General features: G+C 33.1%; 22 protein-coding genes and 1 pseudogene. 13 read left to right on the forward strand and 10 right to left on the reverse strand.

Annotation, left to right across the window (positions count from 1 at the left end; all coding sequences use genetic code 11):
* Positions 1-8: 8 nt before the first annotated feature.
* The 6 genes from mnmE to rpmH all read right to left on the reverse strand — a co-directional run bounded on the left by mnmE (position 9) and on the right by rpmH (position 3667).
* Entirely contained in the window at positions 9-1397 is a 1389-nt protein-coding gene (gene mnmE, locus HNR32_RS10215; RefSeq protein WP_183862313.1) for a tRNA uridine-5-carboxymethylaminomethyl(34) synthesis GTPase MnmE, read from the reverse strand.
* 96 nt (positions 1398-1493) lie between these two features.
* Positions 1494-2129, reverse strand: coding sequence for an RNA-binding cell elongation regulator Jag/EloR (gene jag, locus HNR32_RS10220; RefSeq protein WP_183862316.1), 636 nt, complete (start codon positions 2127-2129; stop codon positions 1494-1496).
* 20 nt (positions 2130-2149) lie between these two features.
* On the reverse strand, positions 2150-2815 hold the full coding sequence (locus HNR32_RS10225) for a YidC/Oxa1 family membrane protein insertase (protein WP_183862318.1): 666 nt from the start codon (positions 2813-2815) through the stop codon (positions 2150-2152).
* A gap of 28 nt (positions 2816-2843) precedes the next feature.
* Positions 2844-3056 carry a membrane protein insertion efficiency factor YidD gene (gene yidD / locus HNR32_RS10230; RefSeq protein WP_183862320.1) on the reverse strand — a complete coding sequence of 71 codons (213 nt, stop codon included), beginning with the start codon at positions 3054-3056 and terminating at the stop codon, positions 2844-2846.
* Positions 3034-3414 (reverse strand): ribonuclease P protein component, encoded by a 381-nt coding sequence (rnpA, locus tag HNR32_RS10235; protein ID WP_183862322.1) that lies wholly within the window; start codon positions 3412-3414, stop codon positions 3034-3036. The genes yidD and rnpA overlap by 23 nt, the downstream gene beginning before the upstream one ends.
* 118 nt (positions 3415-3532) lie before the next feature.
* Positions 3533-3667 carry a 50S ribosomal protein L34 gene (gene rpmH / locus HNR32_RS10240; RefSeq protein WP_183862324.1) on the reverse strand — a complete coding sequence of 45 codons (135 nt, stop codon included), beginning with the start codon at positions 3665-3667 and terminating at the stop codon, positions 3533-3535.
* A gap of 395 nt (positions 3668-4062) precedes the next feature.
* Here rpmH and dnaA point away from each other — a divergent pair, with 395 nt between their 5' ends.
* The 13 genes from dnaA (at position 4063) to HNR32_RS10305 (ending at position 18507) form a co-directional block, all read left to right on the forward strand.
* Positions 4063-5484 (forward strand): chromosomal replication initiator protein DnaA, encoded by a 1422-nt coding sequence (gene dnaA, locus HNR32_RS10245; protein ID WP_183862326.1) that lies wholly within the window; start codon positions 4063-4065, stop codon positions 5482-5484.
* Positions 5485-5748: 264 nt separating this feature from the next.
* Positions 5749-6867 carry a DNA polymerase III subunit beta gene (dnaN, locus tag HNR32_RS10250; protein ID WP_183862328.1) on the forward strand — a complete coding sequence of 373 codons (1119 nt, stop codon included), beginning with the start codon at positions 5749-5751 and terminating at the stop codon, positions 6865-6867.
* Positions 6868-6970: 103 nt separating this feature from the next.
* Positions 6971-8083, forward strand: coding sequence for a DNA replication/repair protein RecF (gene recF, locus HNR32_RS10255; RefSeq protein WP_183862330.1), 1113 nt, complete (start codon positions 6971-6973; stop codon positions 8081-8083).
* Positions 8076-8984: a DciA family protein gene (locus HNR32_RS10260; protein WP_183862332.1), complete on the forward strand. Its 909-nt coding sequence runs from the start codon at positions 8076-8078 to the stop codon at positions 8982-8984. Before recF ends, HNR32_RS10260 begins: the two co-directional genes overlap by 8 nt.
* A 1-nt stretch (position 8985) precedes the next feature.
* Entirely contained in the window at positions 8986-9228 is a 243-nt protein-coding gene (gene remB, locus HNR32_RS10265) for an extracellular matrix regulator RemB (RefSeq protein WP_183862334.1), read from the forward strand.
* A gap of 3 nt (positions 9229-9231) precedes the next feature.
* Positions 9232-10188, forward strand: coding sequence for a glycosyltransferase family 8 protein (locus HNR32_RS10270; protein ID WP_183862336.1), 957 nt, complete (start codon positions 9232-9234; stop codon positions 10186-10188).
* A gap of 91 nt (positions 10189-10279) precedes the next feature.
* Positions 10280-10630, forward strand: a complete 351-nt coding sequence (locus HNR32_RS10275; protein ID WP_183862338.1) for a PTS glucitol/sorbitol transporter subunit IIA — start codon at positions 10280-10282, stop codon at positions 10628-10630.
* Positions 10631-10759: 129 nt separating this feature from the next.
* On the forward strand, positions 10760-11929 hold the full coding sequence (sucC, locus tag HNR32_RS10280) for an ADP-forming succinate--CoA ligase subunit beta (RefSeq protein ID WP_183862340.1): 1170 nt from the start codon (positions 10760-10762) through the stop codon (positions 11927-11929).
* 18 nt (positions 11930-11947) lie between these two features.
* Positions 11948-12850 (forward strand): succinate--CoA ligase subunit alpha, encoded by a 903-nt coding sequence (sucD, locus tag HNR32_RS10285; protein ID WP_183862342.1) that lies wholly within the window; start codon positions 11948-11950, stop codon positions 12848-12850.
* A gap of 227 nt (positions 12851-13077) precedes the next feature.
* A complete protein-coding gene (locus HNR32_RS10290) occupies positions 13078-14691 on the forward strand; it encodes a peptide chain release factor 3 (RefSeq protein ID WP_183862344.1) in 1614 nt (537 codons plus the stop codon).
* Positions 14692-14908: 217 nt separating this feature from the next.
* Positions 14909-16174 (forward strand): lysine 2,3-aminomutase, encoded by a 1266-nt coding sequence (gene kamA, locus HNR32_RS10295; RefSeq protein WP_231038126.1) that lies wholly within the window; start codon positions 14909-14911, stop codon positions 16172-16174.
* Between the two features lie 28 nt (positions 16175-16202).
* A complete protein-coding gene (ablB, locus tag HNR32_RS10300; RefSeq protein WP_183862346.1) occupies positions 16203-17081 on the forward strand; it encodes a putative beta-lysine N-acetyltransferase in 879 nt (292 codons plus the stop codon).
* Between the two features lie 229 nt (positions 17082-17310).
* The gene (locus HNR32_RS10305; protein WP_183862348.1) at positions 17311-18507 is read left to right on the forward strand and encodes a dicarboxylate/amino acid:cation symporter; all 1197 of its coding nucleotides are present in this window, start codon (positions 17311-17313) and stop codon (positions 18505-18507) included.
* An 82-nt stretch (positions 18508-18589) separates the two neighbouring features.
* Here HNR32_RS10305 and HNR32_RS10310 read toward each other — a convergent pair whose 3' ends face one another.
* The 4 genes and pseudogenes from HNR32_RS10310 to HNR32_RS10320 form a co-directional block, all read right to left on the reverse strand.
* Positions 18590-20005, reverse strand: a complete 1416-nt coding sequence (locus HNR32_RS10310; RefSeq protein WP_183862350.1) for an alanine/glycine:cation symporter family protein — start codon at positions 20003-20005, stop codon at positions 18590-18592.
* Between the two features lie 223 nt (positions 20006-20228).
* On the reverse strand, positions 20229-21359 hold the full coding sequence (locus HNR32_RS10315) for a threonine/serine exporter family protein (RefSeq protein ID WP_231038127.1): 1131 nt from the start codon (positions 21357-21359) through the stop codon (positions 20229-20231).
* A complete protein-coding gene (locus tag HNR32_RS14185) occupies positions 21352-21558 on the reverse strand; it encodes a threonine/serine exporter family protein (RefSeq protein WP_231038128.1) in 207 nt (68 codons plus the stop codon). The genes HNR32_RS10315 and HNR32_RS14185 overlap by 8 nt, the downstream gene beginning before the upstream one ends.
* Positions 21559-21791: 233 nt before the next feature.
* Positions 21792-22008: pseudogene (locus HNR32_RS10320) on the reverse strand (IS30 family transposase); the annotation flags it as partial.

Raw genomic sequence — 22008 nt, forward strand, 5'->3', positions numbered from 1 at the left:
ATAATATATTATTTACCGATACAAAAACGGCTAAAAATTTCATCAATTATATCTTCATTAACTGTATCACCGATAATATCACCAAGCTTTTCCCAAGCTGAGCGCAAATCAATAACAACTAAATCTTCCGGTATCTCGTCATCGAGGCCCTTGATGGCATCCTGCAAATGCGCATCAGCATTTTTTAACGCATTAATTTGACGAACATTATTAACATATTCACCTTCATGTCCAATGGCATTGCCTGCATATACAATGTTTTTTATCGCTGCGGTTAATTCATCAAGACCTTGCTCTTTCACCGTTGATATATGTATTATACTATTTAACTCGCAACTTCCGGCAATATATGATTCATCAATCGTCTGCGGCAAATCATTTTTGTTTATCACTATAAGGGCTTTTTTCTGTTTTACTAATTCTATTATTTCTTTATCATCATCATCAAGTTCTTTACTGCCATCAAATAAGGCTATTATTAAGTCAGCTTTATCAATATAAAGACGCGCTTTATCAACGCCGATTTTTTCAACTTTATCACTTGTCTGTCTTATTCCTGCCGTATCAATAATTCGCAGTGGCACTCCGTCGATATCAGCATATTCTTCAATGCTGTCACGGGTAGTTCCCGGCACATCAGTTACAATTGCCCTGTCCGTACGCAGTAATAAATTTAATAAGCTGGATTTGCCAACATTTGGTTTACCAACAATTGCTGTAATCAATCCATCACGTAAAATCCGACCCGTATTGGCCGTAGACAGCATTGCTTTTATTTTCTCCCGCAATTCACCAATTTTTTCCATTACTTGTATATTGTCAATGGCATCAACTTCCTCTTCGGGAAAATCAATAATAGCTTCATAATGAGCAATCATTTCCAACAGGGGTTCACGTATTTGTCCAATATGAGATGAAAAATAACCTGACAAATGTCCATTAGCCGCACGCAAAGCCGCATCAGTTTTTGCTTTTATTATATCCATTACAGCCTGTGCTTGCGCCAAATCCAATCTGCCGTTTAAAAATGCTCTTTTAGTAAATTCACCTGGTTCTGCCAAACGAGCTCCATGGGAAAGTACCAAGGCCAATATATTTTTTAATGGCATCATTCCGCCATGGCATTGTATTTCAACCACATTTTCTTTTGTGTATGAATGTGGCTTACGCATTAATAAACATATAACTTCGTCAATAATTTTTTCATCAGCGGCAATAATTTTACCATAGATTGCACGATAAGAATGACGATCTGCCAATGGCCGTTCATTTATTGCTACAAAAATTTCATCAACTATCGCTATCGCATTTTCACCACTAATACGAATGATACCTATGCCACCCTCGCCAACAGGTGTTGCAAGAGCTGCAATAGTATCATTTATCTCTTTACTCAATTTTTTCCTCCATTATACAATATAACATTTTAATAATATTATAACAGATAACCAAAAAAGCTGCCCTTATTTCAGACAGCTTTATCATAAATAAATTTATTTTTTATTTTTTATATCAACAACAATCTTGCGATAAGGTTCTTCACCGTCACTATAAGTTACTATATCAGTTTCATCCTGCAAAGCTATATGTATAACCTTACGTTCATGACGATTCATTGGTTCTAAAATTACTTTGCGTTTGTTAGTTCTAACCTTATCGGCAATGCGCTCAGCTAAATGTTTTAGTGTGTCTTCCCGACGCTCACGATAATTTTCAACATCTAATACAATGTGTTTTCTGTCTTCAGCAGAATCTTTGTTTGCTGCTAAATTAGTTAAATATTGCAAAGCATCCAGCGTTTGTCCATGTTTGCCAATCATAATGCCCATGTTTTCACCGCTGAGTTCAAACAATGTCCCTATATCTGTTTCACGCTGTACTTTATCCACATGCATATTCATTGCTGTAAATATACCTGTCAAAAAATTATCAGCCTTTTCCTCTGGTGATAATTCCCTCACTGTTGCCCTAATTTTTGCTACCTTATTACCTATAAGACCAAAGAATCCCTTTGAAGGTTCTTCCAAAACTTCAAATACAACACGTTCAGCAGGTAAATTTAATTCTGTAAGAGCATTTTTTTTGGCATCATCTATATTACGTCCTGATACTTCAATAAACTTCGCCATATTATCGAGAAGCCTCCTTATTATTTAGTTGGCTGTTCTTCGTTGCGATACATCCACCATTGCTGTACTACCTGCATAAAGTTCATTACAACCCAGTATAAAACCAACCCACCAGCAAATTTTAAACTTATCCAGCCAATAAATATCGGCATTGCAAACATCATTACTTTCATTTGAGCTGCCTGCGGAGAGGTTCTTGATGTCTGCCATTGTGTTAAAAATGTAGTCAAAGCCGATAAAACAGGTAAAATATATAATGGATCTGGGTTCGCTAAATTTGGTACCCATAAAAATGATGGATCATGTGTAAAATGAACACTTTGCAAAGCATAAAACATTGCCATCAAAATTGGCATCTGCGCAACTAATGGTAAACAGCCTGCCAATGGATTAACGCCAGCATCCTTATATATCTGACCCATTTTCTGCTGTAATTCCTGTGGTTTACCCTTATATTTTTCCTGCAGTTCTTTTATTTTGGGCTGCAGATCCTGCATGGCTTTCATTGACTTAACCTGCTTAACAGTCAACGGATACAACAACATTTTAATAACAACAGTCATTAAAATAATTGCTAATCCATAATTACCAACACCAATTATTTGGGTAAAATCATAAAAAAATCCTAATATAGTCTCTAATATCTGCACTATTGGGTGAAATAACGAAGAAAAGAATCCACTCAATTCATCACATCCTAAATTTTTTATTCATTTATTTAACGGGATCATAGCCGCCTTTATGAAACGGATGACATCGCAGTATCCGTTTTATCGCCATAAAGCCGCCTTTTTTTACCCCATATTTTTCAATTGCGATAACAGCATATTCCGAACAAGTCGGAATATACCGACACGAGGGCATTGTCAGCGGCGATATAAAATTACGGTAAAAAAATATCAGATTAAGAACTAATTTTTTTATCATTTTTTCGCACAGCTTTCGTAATTCCCGCTTTTTTTACCAGCTTATTAAACGATTTATTAATCGTATCATAATCGGCTGTAACCGCAGCCATTCTTGCTACCAGCAATATACAACAATTATCATTTATATTTATCGTATTCTTACGATAAATTTCACGCAAAATTCTTTTTAAATGATTGCGGGTAACAGCATTACCAAGTTTTTTGCCTGCAGCAAAACCTACTTTATGGTTATATTTATTATTATATATAATATGCATCACGATGTAACGATCGGATAACGTCTTAGAGTTTCGATAAATATGCTGAAACTCCTCATTATACTGCATTATTATTTTCTTTTTTAATTTTTGATTCATTTTACTCCAGATTTTGGGCCGACAGTCCCCGCAGCTTCTGCCCGGGGATGTCCCCATTGCACGATTTTTTTTTAAAAGACTACACTTATTCTATAGGCAATCAATTATAATTTCGTGCTTATGCAGATAATTTTTTTCTGCCACGAGCGCGTCTTCTTTTTAAAACTAAACGGCCGCCCTTTGTTTTCATACGTTCACGAAATCCATGAGTTTGTTTTTTCCAATGATTGTTAGGTTGAAAAGTTCTTTTCACAACTTACACCTCCTTATGTTGATAAAAAGATAATTTGCTATATGAAATTATAGACTACAAGGCTTATAGTGTCAACAATACAAAATAATTATTGATAACTTTATTATGTTTTGATAATATGGTATATACATATCCACATCTTTATCCACATATATCTTAATTATTAACATACTTATCAACAACCTGTCAATCCCTTATTTTATAGCATTATAAAAAATGATAGTTATTAACAGTCCCTTATTGATAACTATTTATCAGTATTAATAAGTTATCAACAGTTGTGTATAACTTTGTGGATAACTTTTTTTGTGGAATTAATACATTTTATATAAATTTATCATGGCAAAAGTAATTTTTTTACTTTTTTATTCTACAGCACAGAAAGGATCTTATTAATGGAGAAGGCACAATTACATGCTACCTGGGAGGAAATACTAAAAAAATTAGAAAATTCTCTATCAAAAATGGTTTGCGATACATGGTTAAAACCAATAACACCAATAACATTAACAACAACAACTTTAGAGCTTGGTACACCTACTGATTTTTCTAAAGACTGGATTGAAAAACATTATATGCAGCTTATTATTGATGCCAGTTATGAAGTAACCAAAGCAAAGTTAAGTATTAGTATAACAAGTTTTCACTTGCAAGATGATACTGCTGAGGAAAACGATACTCAGATCCCTTTAATTTACTCAGCGCCTGTATCAGCTCCAACACAAAATATTTCTTCACCTAGTATCAGTAATATTAAACCAAACGCCCCGCTGCCTATAACCCCTGGTGATTCTTCTTCATTAAATCCCAAATATACCTTTGAAACATTTGTTACTGGTAATTCAAATCGTTTTGCCCATGCAGCAGCTTTAGCTGTAGCTGAATCACCATCTAAAGTATATAACCCATTTTTTATGTATGGTGGTGTTGGCTTGGGAAAAACACATTTGATGCATGCCATTGGTCATAAAATATTACAAAATAATCCTAATATGCGCGTATTATATATTTCCAGTGAAAAATTTACAAATGAACTAATAAATTCGATTCGTGATGGGAAACCAGAGGCATTTAGACAAAAATATCGCAATATTGATGTTCTTTTAGTCGATGATATTCAGTTTTTATCGAAAAAAGAACATACCCAGGAAGAATTTTTCCACACATTCAATACGCTGCATGATGCAGATAAGCAAATAATAATATCCAGCGACCGTCATCCTCGGGAAATTCAAACACTTGAAGATAGATTGCGTTCTCGTTTTGAATGGGGTTTAATCACAGATATACAAGCACCTGATTTAGAAACACGTATTGCTATTTTAAGGAAAAAAGCTTTGTTAGAAAATTTAACGGTACCTAATGACGTAATGGTTTATATCGCTAGTCGAATCGACAACAATATTCGTGAACTTGAAGGCGCATTAACAAGGGTAATGGCTTATGCTTCACTCAATAAACAAATAATCACAAAAGATTTAGCAGCTGATGCCTTAAAAAATGTATTTACAAATAATGAAACACGAACGGTAACATTGGAACTAGTTCAAGAAATTGTATCTTCGTATTTTAAAATAGATATAGCAGAATTAGTAGCGAAAAAACGAACACGCAATTTAGCATTTCCAAGACAAATTGCTATGTATTTATGTCGTGTGCTTACAGATGCATCATTGCCAAGAATTGGTGAAATATTTGGTGGAAGAGATCATACAACGGTGCTCCATGCCTACGATAAAATCAGCACCGGAATAAAAACCGATAAAAAATTGGATATGACAATAAAAGAACTTACTAATCGAATAAAAAATCTCTAAAAGAGAAAAATTTTTTTAAAAAATAAGTTATCCACAAAATGTTATCTTTTCATGTATAAAGTGTTTATTTTTTGTGTATAACTTTATGAATAAATTAAAATTGTTAATATGTGGATAACGTTACTCAACTTATTAACAATTTATCAACAGCAAAAATCTTATCAACAGTGAATAAATTAGACTTATCAACATTTTCACAGCCCCTATTACTAATACGACTAACCTTATATATGTATATAATAATAATAAATAAGGAGAAAACTAATGAAATTTACATGTCCTAAAAATGAGCTTGCCAAAGCCATACAAATAAACATTAAAGCCATATCTAACAAACCGCAAATGCCTATTCTATCAGGAATATACATACACGCAGAAAATAATTTATTAGAGATTCAATCAACTGATTACGATATAGGTATCGTATGTAAAATTGAAGCTGATATTGAAGAAGAAGGTTCGCTCGTCTTATCAGGCAAATATTTTTCTGATGTTATCAAAACATTACCTGGGGATAACATAGAACTTTCATCCTCTAATCTACAAAACACAGTTATCATTAAGTCTAACAGCGCCAAATTTAATTTACTAAGTATGTCTTCTTCCGATTTTCCTAAAATAAAACAATTGGAAAGTGACAATCATTTCACTATTCGCAGCAATATATTAACGGAATTAATCAAAAAAACCTCATTCGCCTGTGCTACAGAAATGATACGTCCTATATTTACAGGCTGTCTTTTAGATATAAACAGTGTAAGTCTTGTTATGGCAGGTACTAATACGCATAGATTATCCGTAAAAAAAGAAATTCTCGATAATTATGATACTAATTTAACAGCTAAATTAGTCATTCCAGCAAAACTCTTAAATGACTTATCAACATTACTGACTTCTGATATTCCGGTTGATGTCAATGTTGTTTATACACATAATCAAATTAGCTTTTCTTATGACAATATTTATATTGTTTCTCGCCTTATCGAAGGTCAATTTCCTGACTATAATAATGTTATTCCGCCAGCTTTTTCCACAACAGTAACCATTAAAACACATGATTTTCAAAGTGCTATTGATCGTGTTTCCCTTATATCACGCTCTAACCAATATAATATTATTAACCTTGACTTCACTAGTGATACTTTACTTCTTTCATCAGATAATCCTGAAATAGGTAAAGCTGAAGAAAGTATTAATGTTAAACTAGCGGGCTCACCTTTAAATATATCTTTTAATGCTAAATATATATTGGATGTCTTAAAATACATTAATTCTGATGAAATCTATTTTTCTTTTAACAGCGAAACAAGCCCGGTACAAATTAAGCCAACTGATGATGATATGTATATTTATGTAGTTACACCTGTTCGTCGCAATAAATAAATTTATGCTAAAAAAGACACTTCGCTTAATGAAGTGTCTTTTTTACTTGCTTTTTTTATGCTATGATGATATTTGGAAATTTATATAGCATTGAGGAATTATAATGAATATTGGCTCCATTTTTTTACGTAATTTTCGTAATTACAAAGAACTAAAATTAAATTTATCGCCTTCTTTAAATATATTTATTGGCAATAATGCCCAAGGTAAAACCAATATTATTGAATCTATTTATTATGCAGCATTAGGAACATCCTATCGCATAAAAAATGATAATGATTTAATTAATTGGCAGGACAATGAGGCTTTTATAAATATTGATTTTACTAGACTTGATATTGATAATAATATTAAATTTCATTTAAATAAACTTAAACGCCGTCAAATTTTACTTAATGGTGATAATATAAGACAAAAGGATTTGCCTGGTACATTAACAACAGTTTTATTTTCCCCGGAAGATTTATTAATAATTAAAGGAGCACCAGCCTTAAGGCGTCGTTTTTTAGATATAGAATTATCACAAACAAATTTATCGTATTATAATAATTTAGTAAAATTTAATAAAATTATTGTTCAACGCAATAATTTATTAAAAAAAATTCGTGAACATAAACAAAAAGCCGAAATGCTCGATATGTGGGATGCTCAATTAATTCCAGCAGCCTCTTTTATTTGGGAAAAAAGATGGGAGGCTGTCAAAAAGATATCTTCTTTTGCTGCTGTAATGCAGGATAATATTTCTAATAATCAAGAAAAATTGTTAATTAAATATAAGATATTTGCTTTTGAAGATATTGCTAATGTTTCTGGTATAGAAGAAGCCTATAAAGATAAATTATATGCAAATAGGTTTAATGATATAAGACGTGGGGCTACTGGTATAGGCCCACATCACGATGACTTGGAATTATTTGTTAATAATATAAATTTAAAGAACTTTGGTTCGCAGGGACAACAGCGTACAGCGGTATTATCATTGAAACTTGCTGAACTAGAATATATTAAAGATACATTAGGGCAGTATCCGGTATTGCTATTAGATGATGTTATGAGTGAACTTGATATAAACCGCCGTGAAAAAATGGTTTTATTCTTCCGTGATAAAAATATTCAAACATTTATAACAGCAACTGATAAAGATATGTTTTCTAATATCAGCAAGGCCAAATTATATAGCGTTACAGCTGGAAATGTTGAGGTAATAAATGGCTAGAAGAAGAAAAAAAAATAATGAATTTATAAATGTTGGCGAAGTTATTCCGCGAGCTATAAAACATCTTGCCAAATTTCCTGAATATAAACTATATCTTATTAAGCATTATTGGACTGATATTGTAGGTAAAGAAATCGCTGCCCATACTGAACCGAAAAATTTTTCTTTTGGTATACTAGATATTGGTACAGCTAACAGTGTGTGGGCCAATAATCTTTTATATATGAAATACGATATTATTGACAAAATAAATAATGAATTAAAATATAAGGTCATTAAAGACATAAGATTTTCTTATGGCAAAATGGGCAGCAATAAAGTTTTACCTGTCCGTATGCAGGAACAAAAGGATATAAAAAGAATACTAGCTAATATTAAATTAAATGCTGTCGTGCAAAAACAAATTAGTGATGACGTAGCAATTATAAAAGACGAAGAACTGTCCGATAAGATAAAAAATATTATGCTCATTAATAAAAAAATGAATGAGCTAAAAAAAAGCAAAAATTGGCATGAATGCAAAAGCTGTGGGGCACTATGTCCAAGCACGGAAATTTATTGCAGTATTTGTGAAAGATCTGTTCGCCATGAAAGACAAAGTCAGATACGGCAGCTATTAATGACCAAACCATGGGCTCGTTATGGTGAAATAAAAAATTATGTTCCTAATTGCACCAAGGAAATGGTAAATGATGCCAGAAGCAGCTTAGTGCAAAAACTAGCTGCTGATTTAAATTTTGATAATTGTGATAGTATTCAAATAAAAATGCTGGTAATGTTATATAAAGCACTGCCGCCAGAGCAAATAAATGAAAAAGTTGTATATGAAAATATCAATCGCTTAAAATATGACTTAAAATATGATGAAATGAAGAAACTTAATAAAAAGAAAGGGGGATAATATGTTTTTACATATTGGTTATAATATAACAATACCATTAAAAAGTATCATCGCTATTTATAATTTACAGGGAAATAAAAATAAGTCATTTCTTTCGTCTATGCGCCATAAAAATAAAGTAATTGATTTATCTGACAGGGCACCTAAATCATGTATAATAACTGACAGTAAAATATATTTATCATCTATTTCTGTGAACACATTACAGAAAAGAAATACAGAAAACACTTTATTTGGAGATTGATAAATGTCTAATGATACAATACATATCGCTTTAGGGGTAGATAATAATTATTTTCCTTATGCGGGAATTTTAATTACATCGATATTATTAAATTCACCAGAAAATAACATAATATTTCATATTGCCCTAAATGAAATATTATCAGATGACAATAGGAAAAAATGCAGTAAATTTAATAATATCTATAAAAATGCCCAGATAAAAATATATGATTTGTCTGAGCAAATAGATAAACTGCCTAATTTATCTATTTATACGGATAAAAGATTTAATAAATCAATTTTACTAAGATTATTATTACCAAAGATGTTGGATACGGCGATAAAGAAAATAATATATATTGACGCTGATATGTTATGTATTAATAATATCGAAACTTTATGGAATATGGATATTGCTGCTAATATAATTGGAGCATGTCCCTATAAAGAAAAAAATGGCCAAGAGCAAATTAAGCGATTGGGATTAAAAAATAACCAGTATTTTAATTCCGGGATGATGATAATGAACTTACGGGCATGGCAGGAAAAAAATATAACAGAAATTATCGTTGAATGTTATAGTAAATTTTATGAATTTTTTTTACTGCCTGATCAGGATGCCATAAATATTGTTTTACAGGGGAATATCCAGAAGTTATCCTTTAAATTTAATAGAATGCTGGCAGCAAATAATCGATTATTAGCGGCTTATGAACGAGATGATATTTTACTGCATTTTGTTAATGAAGCTAAGCCATGGCTTGATGGCAATACAGCTGCAATTGATGAATTATACAAAAAATATATGCATCAATCATTATGGAACGATATTAAGTTTATAGAACCAGATACAGCCGAATTAATGATATTGGCTGGGGAAAATTATGAGCAAAAAAAAGATTATAAAAAGGCGGCTCACTATTATAAAAAAGCGGCTAAACAGCTTTTTACCGAAAATTTGCAAGATAATAATGATTAAGCTAAATTTAATTTATAGTAATATAATATGAAATTATTTTATGATTTTATTGAATTGTGGTATAATAATTTAAAAATAAGGCGGTGTAATAATGAAATATACTTTTGAAGTAATATCTGTTGGTGAAAATGTCTTAAATTTTGTTAAAACTAATAACAGTGTTAATATTTTTGATGAAGGCTGCAGTGAAGGCTTAGCTGCAATGTCAATAGTTCATACTAAAAATAAGCTTATGGCAGATATAACAGCTGGTGATACTTTAGAGTGGGGTGCCTATAAGTTTAAGATAGTTGATATAGGCAATGCAGTTAATGACAACATAAAGGAACTTGGTCATTGCACTATTGTATTTAATGGAAAAGTTAATTTGCCAGGGCAAATGGCAGTAGAGGGAATGTATATTCCGCATTTTCGCATTGGTGAAGCAGTAAGTATATATTAAATTATTTATGCTATTTTATTTTGCCGTTATATAACGGTTAAATAAAGTAGTATTATTTGTTCCGCATTATTTTTTTGTAAGAAAATTTATAAAATAAAAATAATTTTATTTTTAGATTGGGGTGTTTAAATGAATATTCATGAATATCAAGGTAAAGAAATTTTTCGCTCTTATGGTGTTAATGTTCCAGAAGGAAAACCCGTTTTTTCTCCAGAAGAAGCTGTTAAGGCAGCAAAAGATCTAGCACAGGACGTAATTGTGGTAAAGGCACAAATTCATGCTGGTGGACGAGGTAAGGCTGGTGGTGTAAAAATTGCTAAATCGGTTGATGAAGTGGAAATTTATGCTAAAGAGCTTTTGGGAAAAGTCTTAGTAACTAAACAAACAGGCCCTGCAGGAAAAAAAGTAAACCGTCTTTTAATTGAATCAGGCTGTAATATAGATAAAGAACTTTATTTAAGTTTGACAGTAGACAGAGCTACTGCACAAATTGTAATGATTGGTTCTGAAGCCGGCGGCATGGAAATAGAGGAAGTTGCCGAATCTGCTCCGGAAAAAATCATAAAAGAATATATAGATCCATTTATTGGATTAACAGCATTTCAGGCTCGCCGCATGGCTTTTAAATTAAATATGGAAGCTGGACTTATAAATAAGGCAGCAGCATTAATGATGAACCTCTATAAGGTATTTGTCGAAAAAGATTGTTCTTTGGTAGAAATTAATCCTTTAGTTATAACTAAGGACAAAGATGTTATGGCACTTGATGCCAAGCTTAATTTTGATGACAGTGCCTTATATCGTCATGCTGATATAACGGCTTTACGTGACGAAACGGAAGAAGATCCTAAGGAAAGAGAAGCTGCTTTACTGGGACTTAATTACGTAAATCTTGGTGGCAATGTAGCATGTATGGTTAATGGTGCAGGCTTGGCTATGGCAACTGTCGATATTATAAAGCACTATGGCGGAGAACCAGCTAATTTTCTTGATGTAGGCGGTCAGGGTTCAGCTGAAGATGATGCCAAGGCTTTTAAAATAATGACGGCTGATGGACAGGCTAAAGGCATTTTTGTAAATATTTTCGGTGGTATAAATAAATGCGATATAATTGCTGAAGGTATTGTCGAAGCGAATAAAATGCTGGGGCTAAAAATACCTATTGTCGTTCGTTTGGATGGAACCAACTTCAAAGAAGGACGGGAGATTTTGCAAAAAGCCAATATTCCTAATCTTATTATGGTGGAATCAATGACTGAAGGTGCAAAAAAAGTTGTTGAACTTGTAAAAAATGCATAATTAAAGGAGGGTTTTTTGATGGGAATCTTTATTGATAAAAATACTAAAGTTATAGTTCAGGGGATTACAGGCAAGCAGGCACTATTTCATACTAAGAATATGTTGAATTATGGTACAAATATAGTTGCTGGGGTAACGCCAGGTAAGGGCGGACAAACTGTTGAAGGTGTTCCTGTATTTAATACAGTAGAAGAAGCTAAAGCGAAAACAAATGCTAATGCTTCAGTAATATTTGTTCCGGCAAAATTTGCTGCTGATAGTATTTTAGAAGCAGTAAACAGTGAATTAGACGTAGTAGTCTGCATTACTGAACATATACCGGTACAGGATATGGTAAAAGTGCGTCATTACCTTAAAGGTAAAAAAACACGGGTTATCGGACCAAATTGTCCCGGTTTAATGACAACTGATGAATGCAATATAGGAATTATCCCAGGAACAATACATAAGAAAGGGCATATAGGGATTATTTCTCGTTCTGGTACATTAACATATGAAGCAATGTATCAAATGAGTAATGCCGGTATTGGACAAAGCAGTATTATTGGTATTGGCGGTGACCCGATAAAAGGTACGGATTTTCTTGATGTATTAGAAGCTTTTAATGCTGATGATGAAACTAAAGCCGTATTGATGATTGGTGAAATAGGCGGGAATGCTGAAGAAGATGCCGCTGCCTGGATAAAAGCTAATATGAAAAAACCAGTAGCCGCATTTATAAGTGGTCGCCAGGCTCCTCCGGGAAAACGTATGGGTCACGCTGGTGCTATTATCTCCGGCGGTAAAGGTTCAGCGGCTGATAAAATTAAAGCGCTTAATGCCGCTGGTATAGAAGTTGCTGATACAGTTGCCCATATGGGTGAAACAATGATTGATACTCTTAAAAGAGCTGGCATTTATGATGAATGCCATAATGGCTGATACTTTTTTATATAGCGAATAAAATAACATAAACAAATAAAAAGATACGGCGATTTTTGTCGTATCTTTTTTAGTGTTATAAGCTGTAATATAAACAGATTTTATTAAGAGAAGGAAAAATTATAAGATGCGATGCTTTTGTTTAATACTTGTGATAAAATAGAAAGGCGACTGCAAAAAAATAACATTAAAAATGATAATATATTACCCATAAAAAGGAGATTACAATGGGAGATTTACAAACTGAGATACAAAAAAGAAGGACGTTTGCCATAATTTCACATCCAGATGCTGGTAAAACGACACTTACAGAAAAATTGCTGTTATATGGAGGAGCTATCCATTTAGCAGGTTCAATAAAATCCCGCAAAACACAGCGTCATGCCGTGTCTGACTGGATGGAAATAGAAAAACAGCGTGGTATATCTGTAACTTCAAGTGTGCTGCAATTTGACTATGCTGGCTGCCGCATAAATATTCTTGATACGCCAGGCCATCAGGATTTTAGTGAAGATACTTATCGTACTTTAATGGCAGTAGATAGTGCTGTAATGGTTATGGATGCAGCTAAAGGGATCGAAGCACAGACTAAAAAATTATTTAAGGTATGTAAACAAAGAAATATACCAATATTTACATTTGTAAATAAATTGGATAGATATGGTAAAGCACCACTTGATTTAATGACTGAAATAGAAGATGTTTTAGGTATAAGAGCATATCCGATGAATTGGCCGATTGGTATTGATGGACAATATCATGGTGTTTATAATCGAATAAAAAAACAAGTGGAATTATTTGCTGCTGATGACAGCCATGGACAAAAGGAAAGAGAATCAATTATTTTAGCCATGGATGACCCTGAATTAAAAAATAAGCTGGGTGAAGATATCTATCAAAATCTGCTCGATGATATTGATTTGATAAATGAAGCTGGTGAGGAATGGGATGACGGCAAAGTTGCCAATGGTGAATTAACACCGATGTTTTTTGGTAGTGCCATGACTAATTTTGGTGTAAGAAACTTTTTAGAGGAATATTTGCGCTTGGCACCAGCACCACAGGCACATATATCGACTGAGGGTGAAATTAAACCGGAAGATAAAGAGTTTTCCGCATTTGTATTCAAGATTCAGGCTAACATGAATCCGGCGCATCATGACAGATTGGCCTTTATTAGAATTTGCTCTGGTAAATTTGAGCGTAATATGCAGGTTTTTCACATGCAGGGAAATAAAAATATAAAACTTTCCCAGCCGCAGCAATTTTTAGCTCAGGACAGACAGATTATTGATGATGCTTATCCTGGCGATATTGTTGGCTTATTTGATCCGGGGATATTTGGTATAGGTGATACTATTTGTGAGGGAAAAAACAGATTTAAATTTGCTGATTTTCCAGTATTTCCACCAGAACGTTTTGCGCGTGTTGAGGCTAAGGATACCATGAAACGTAAGCAATTTATTAAAGGTATAACCCAGCTAACCCAGGAAGGTGCAGTGCAGTTATTTGAGCAGCCAGGAACTGGTATGGAAAGCTATATAGTAGGAACAGTCGGACAACTGCAGTTTGATGTACTGGAATATCGTTTAAAAAATGAATATAACGTGGATATTGTCATAACAATGCAGCCGTTTGAAGTAGCCAGATGGCTGGAATTTAAAAATGGCAGTATGGTTAAGCCGGAAAATTTACGCGGAGCTGATCGAGGCATGTTTGTTAACGATATGAAGGGACGACCAGTATTACTCGTTAATAATGAATGGGCCTTAGGCTGGATAGTAGATAATAATCCTGATTTATTATTACACAATGTACCACCAGATAAAGCTGAAATATAATGATAAATAAAAAAAAGTGAGAAATTTATTTTCTCACTTTTTTATTTTATGTTAACCTTAGTGGTAATAAGCATTTACACTGATACTACACTAATATAGTATAATGTAAATATTAAGTAAAAAATTAAAGAATAATGAGTGTAAATTTGACATACTAACAACTTTACTGTAATATTAAGTTGTTAGTTAATTATTTGGGCCAGGAAAGGATGATACTATGAGCCTAACTCTAGAAATGAAGTCCAATCACCCAATAGAGGTTGAAAAAGAACAGTGGAATGACTGGCACTGGCAGTTTAAAAATCGCATTATGGATTTAGAAAGTCTTAAAAAAAATATTAAATTAAGCAATGATGAAGAAGAAGGTGTAAAGAATTGTCTACAGACATTGCGGATGGCAATTACTCCTTACTATGCCTCATTAATTGACAGTAATGATCCCGATTGTCCAATACGCAGACAGGCGATTCCATCAGCACAGGAATTATGTAATTCACAATATGATTTGGAAGATCCATTAGCCGAAGACAGTGATTCGCCGGTACCAGGAATAACGCATCGTTATCCAGATCGAGTTCTTTTTTTAATTACAAATCAATGTTCAATGTATTGCCGACATTGTACGCGAAGACGATATGCTGGTACAACAGATAAACCGCGGCCGGTAAAAGAAATGTTGGCAGCTATTGAATATATAAAAAATCATACGGAGATAAGAGATGTATTAATTTCAGGCGGAGATCCGTTTGTGCTTAATGATGAATATTTGGAAAACATATTAGGAAGATTACGAAAAATCGAACATATAGAAATTATCAGATTTGGCACAAGGACCCCTGTCGTTATGCCGCAGCGAATTACCGATAATTTATGTAATATGCTAAAAAAATACCATCCAATATGGATAAATACGCATTTTAATCATCCTAGAGAAATTACGCCAGCAGCAAGGGCCGCTTGTGAAAAATTGGCTGATGCTGGTATACCCTTGGGCAATCAAACGGTTTTATTAAAAGGCGTAAATGACTGTCCTTATATAATAAAAAAATTAATGCAGAAATTAGTGCAGATAAGAGTTCGTCCCTATTATATGTATCAGTGTGATTTATCAAATGGTATTGAACATTTTAGGACTTCTGTTGCTACAGGCATTGAAATAATGGAAATGCTGCGTGGTCATACATCGGGTTTTGCAGTGCCAACTTATGTAATTGATGCACCAGGAGGCGGTGGCAAAATACCTATTGGACCGCAGTATCTTATTTCTATGTCAGAGAATAAAGTTATTTTACGTAATTATGAAGGAATTATAACAACGTATGACCAACCAATAGATAAGGAAAGTAGTTGTCATAAATGCGGTCTTTGCCATGAGATACCTGATAATAATAATAAAACTGGTTTAGAAAAATTATTTAGTGAACAGGCAAGAAGTTTGGTTCCAGCTAATAATTATCGTCGCAAACGCCGTAACAATACTTAACAAAAAATTATATTTGAGGTGAAAATAGATGCAGGCAGTTATTAGAGAGACCGAGAAAAAGAAGGAAAAAAATTTTTATGTAGAAAAATCAGCACAAGAGCTGGAAGTTAAATTCTTAGTGGATTTTATTAATAAGCGGTTGAAAATAATAAAATATCGCTGTAATGATTATGATATGTTGTGCCGGGAGATTGATCGAATGGCAAAAAAATATAATTTAACAAAAATTTTACTTACAGCCAAAGAAGATGACTGGCAGAAATTTTTTGTCAGAGATTTTATATTAGAATCGTTACATCCTGCATTATTTTCAGGGCAGCCTGGCTATCATATGTCCCAATTTACATCAATTGACAGATTAAAATCCGATGTATATTTTTTAGAAAAAAATATACTAAAAAAAATACAAGAAAGTTATCCTCACAAATTAAAAAAAATAGCAGATGCTTATATAATTGATAATGTTAAGGACAATGATATCAATCAATTACTTAATTTATATAAAACGGTATTTACAACATATCCAACACCAATAAATGATAGAGAGTATTTAAAAAAATCTTTATATATGAATCATATATTTAAAGTTATCCGCCATCAAGGAAAAATAGTAAGTGCGGCATCATTGGATATAGATAGGAGTACAAATAGCGCAGAATTAACTGATTGTGCCACTTTACCTGAATATAATGGTCAGGGGTTAATGGCGGCATTAGTCTGTGCCTTAGAACAGGAAGCAAAAAAGATAGGTCTGCATACAGTTTATACTATGGCTAGAGCGCGTTCTATAGGAATAAATAAGGTGTTTTATAACAACCAATATAAATATTATGGCTGTCTTATCAATAATTGTGATATCTGCGGACAGTTTGAGGACATGAATTTATGGTCAAAAACTATTAGCTGAATGTATAAATTTTTATAATACTGTATTTTGCATACAGTATTATTTTTTTTTACCATATTGCGCTAAAAATTAAAGTATTATAAAATATATAACTGTTATTATTAAATATATAAATATTATAGAGAAAGGATAGCAAATTTATTAAGTTGTACAGCTGATAATATTAAATTATTATATTAGAATTTTTTGTAAAATAGCACAATAATATTTTTAGGAGGACTTATCTTTAATGAATCTTTCATTTAAAATCTTTATAGCTTTAATTTTAGCAATAATTGTCGGACTTTTTACCGGGCATGAATATGTACCATTTTTCAATGCATGGGTGGCACCAATTGGTACGATGTTCATTAGTTTGATTAAAATGATTATAGTACCAGTTGTATTATCATCATTGATTGTAGGGGTAACCAGTTTAGGCGACACAAAAAAATTAGGGCGTATAGGTATAAAAGTAATTTTATTATATTTAATAACTACGGCTTTTGCGTTAGTTATAGCGTTAATAATAGCTAGTTTGGTGCATCCGGGCTCTGGTTTGGAGTTAGCTGCGGCTAAGGCACCGACAGTAAAACAGTCACCAGGCTTTATGGCAGTACTAGTAAATATGATTCCAACTAATCCGATAATGTCTATGGCTAAAGCAGATATGCTGCCGATAATAATATTTGCCCTGTTTGTGGGAACAGCTATTACAGCAGTAGGAGAAAAAGCTAATACATTATTGTCATTTTTTGATGGTTTAGCTGAAGTCAGCTATAAAATAATTGGCATGGTTATGGAAGTTGCTCCAATTGGTGTATTTGCTTTACTGGTTCCAGTGGTAGCAGCCAATGGACCTAAAGTATTATTGCCATTACTATCGGTTATTGCCTGCATATATGTAAGCTGTATTATTCATGCAATAGTAGTATATGCTAATATTGTTCGCTTTGTAGGAAAATTTAGTCCGATAAAATTCTTTAAAGGCATGACGGAAGCGATGTTGATCGCTTTTACTACTTGCAGCAGTGCTGCAGCTTTGACCATAAATATGAAAAACTGCCAGGAAAAATTAGGCGTTAAAAAAGAAATCTGTAGTTTTACGTTACCGCTGGGAGCGACTATTAATATGGATGGAACAGCAATATATCAAGGGGTATGTGCTGTATTTATAGCTACCGTTTATGGAATTCATCTGACAATGCCGCAAATGGTCATGATTGTATTGACTGGTACTTTAGCATCGATAGGAACAGCGGGTGTCCCTGGTGCTGGTCTTATAATGCTGGCACTTGTACTGCAGACAGTTGGTTTGCCGATGGAAGGGCTGGCTTTAGTCGCTGGTATTGACCGTATTTTAGATATGAGCCGTACTTGTCTTAATATTACAGGTGATGCCGCAATGACCGTGGCTATCGACTATAGTGAACGCAATCATAATTGATATAATAAAAAAAGCCGGAATAACTATGAAAAATAGTTATTCCGGCTTTTTTTATTATGTACGTTTATGTTAGAAAATAATATTATTTATTATTTTTCCACCAGACAATACCATCTTGTTTAGGCAGGGTATCGGCAGTAAATACAGGCGCCTTTATGCCGGCTTTTTTCTGTTTGGTATAATCTTTGAGAGCAATACAGGCTTGTTTAGCAAGAAATAAAATAGCGATAATATTGGTTATAGCCATTAAAGCCATAAATAAATCGGCTAAATTCCATACAAGGCTTAGCTGGGCAATAGAACCAAAGAATACCATTACAGCTACAAGGATACGGAAAAGATTTAAATATAAGCGATTGGAAGTAAGATGCTTAATATTTATTTCACCATAATAATAATTGCCAATAATGGAAGTAAAGGCAAATAAAAAAACAAGAATAGCAATAGCACTTACGGCAATATCACCAAAATACATTGATAAATCATGCTGGATAAGTTCTACACCAGTTAAACCAGCAGAATTATAATCACCAGTAATAAGAATAATAAAAGCAGAAGCGGAACAGATGAATAAGGTATCGACAAATACACCAAAGGCCTGAATGAGTCCTTGCTGTACAGGATGGCTGACATCGGCAGTAGCGGCAGCATTAGGAACAGAACCCATACCAGCTTCATTGGAGAATAAACCGCGTTTTATACCAGTCATAATTGCAGCACCAAGCCCGCCGCCGGCAATTTGCTGAATACCCCAGGCACTTTTAAAAATAGTGGCAAATACGCCCGGTAAGGCAGTGAAATTAAATAAGCAAATACCAAGAGCGGTTAATATGTATAGACCAGCCATTAATGGAACTAAAATTTCGGTTACTTTAGCAATGCGGGATATACCGCCAAATACCATTAGTGCTGATAGTAAGGCAATTACAATACCACTCATGGTTCTGTCAATGCCAAAGGCTGTTTGCAGGGATAAGGTTATGGTATTAGCCTGAACTGAATTAAAAATAAGACCATATGTAATACTGATTAATATAGCAAAAAATACGGCAAAAAATGGCGAATGAAGGGCATTTTTTATGTAATAAGCGGGGCCGCCTAAAAAGCCGCCTTTGCCGTCAGTGCGGGGAACTTTATATATCTGGGCTAAGGTACTTTCGACAAAACCAGTAGCAGCACCTAAAACAGCTATTACCCACATCCAGAAAATAGCACCCGGACCACCGGTAACGATAGCAATAGCAATACCAGCAATATTACCAACACCAACACGTGAGGCTGTACTAACACAAAATGCCTGGAAAGAAGAAATATTATTACCGTCAGTTTTAGTACCGACACTGCCGGTTATTAACTTAAACATTTCCTTAAAATATCTTATTTGTACAAAGTTGGTTCTTATCGTGAAAATAAGGCCTGAGCCAATTAATAAGATGATAAGTACATAACTCCATAAGATATCATTAATCTGTGATACAAGATTATTAACTATATCCATTAAAACACCGTCCTATAAAAATATTATGTGCTTACAAGTATTTTGCACAGAATATATTATATTCGTCTTAAAAAGTAAATATCCTTTAAAAATTAATAAAAAATTTTAAAAAACTTATATTTTATTTAATAGAGGGATGCTTTTATCATTAAATAATTAAGATTTATATAAAAATGTAAATCTTGTATAAAGTATATTTTTATAGTATATATCCATAAAAATATTAGTTTAAAATAGTATGTAATTTTTTTGCTAATAGTAAATTGAAATGTTTTTGTTTGTCCCGGCTCAAGTATTTACGGGCAAAAATATTGGGAATAGCAACACCGATCGCTATTGCTAATATAGTCAGACTGGCAATAATGCCATCCTGGAATATATGCATAAAGGCCAAAGTATCCATATCATTAACATTAATGATGCCAAACATGAGTCGGTACATTAATACACCGGGGATCATAGGAATAACAGAAGGTAATGTTATTATATGAATCGGTGCATGAACATAATGAACGGCTTTTATGGCAATAATACTTATGAGCATAGCACCAATAAATGAACCAATAGGTAATCCCATGTTTAAATTAAAATTAATGAAATTTCTGGTGCAGACAGAAATTATGCCGCCAAGGGCAACTACCCATAAAAGACGCTTGGGGACATTAAAAATAGTAGAAAAGCCAACGGAAGCAATGGCGGCTGCTATTGCGTAGATAAGATAAGAACTGTCAGGACGAGTATTTATAATTGTGAAATCATTGACTTGACAGATTTTAATCGCTAAAACAATGCCGAAGCTCATGCTGCCGACCATTAAAGCAGTATTAATGGCTCGAGTCATGCCGGATACAATATAGTTAGAAAGAAGATCATCAACTGAATTGATAAGGGGAATGCCCGGAACTATAAATAAAGAGCAAGCTAACAGCGGATGCCAGGGAGTAGTCGAACCAGGAATAAAGTGTGTTAGATATGCCAGCGTCGTTGCGCTAAAAGAAGCAATAGCAATAGAAGCATAAGGATTTATGTCCAATTTATTGCAATAAAATCTTATACGAAAACCAAGGGATGCACAGATTGCTGTATAAAAAAAGCTCAGCCAGTCACAGCCAAATAATTTACAAAAACCACCGCAGGCAAAGCCCGCTCCAATAGCAATAATAATTGGTGAATATTGCTTAGGGGTAGAAGTTATTTTTATAAGATCATTTTCATATTCATTTAGTGAATAATTTTTTTCCATGGCCCGCCAGGATAATTTACTTATTGCTGATATTTTTTTTAAATCAACAAGATGTTTATTGCATTTTTTAAATTTAGTTATGGAATAATTGCCATCGCTTAAGTTAATCATTATTGTTGTAAAGGTTATATGTATATGCAGTTTTTTTTTCAGGAATCATCATAAAAGCAGCAACACGTTTCATGGTCCGCGTTATTCGAGTAGAATCGGCAGCACTTTCCATAAGAATTTGACCTGTTTTTAATATTAGGAAAAGTTTTCTGCCTATATCTGAATAGGAATTTTCATTACAGGGGGTAGTAGATAGCATAAAATATCAAACCTTTTTTATAATTTATTTCATGAATAATTGTAGTCAGAAAAAAAAAACAGTCAAATTACTATAGTAAATAAAAATCATTCTTAAATGTAATATATAATTTCTACTAGTAATAAATAATAAAAAAAGCTATAATTTAATCATAGTTAATTATTATAAAAAAATATATAAATAAAAAGTACTCGTAAATTGCAATAGCAAATTGAACACTTTTTTATCCATAATTACTTTTGGTTAGAATATATTTTATCTAAATTTTCGTCAAAAAACTCTTCTGGTGTTTTGTAATTTAATAATTTACGAGGCAATCCATTGAGTTTATCAGCAAAAGAAAGAATCTGTTCAAAACGAAAACATTTAATGGAAACTCCTTTGGGCACAAATTTTCTTAGCATGCCATTATGCCGTTCGTTTTTGGCCCGCTCGTAAGAACTGTAAGGA

The sequence above is a fragment of the Pectinatus brassicae genome (assembly GCF_014201835.1).
Taxonomy (GTDB): domain Bacteria; phylum Bacillota; class Negativicutes; order Selenomonadales; family Selenomonadaceae; genus Pectinatus; species Pectinatus brassicae.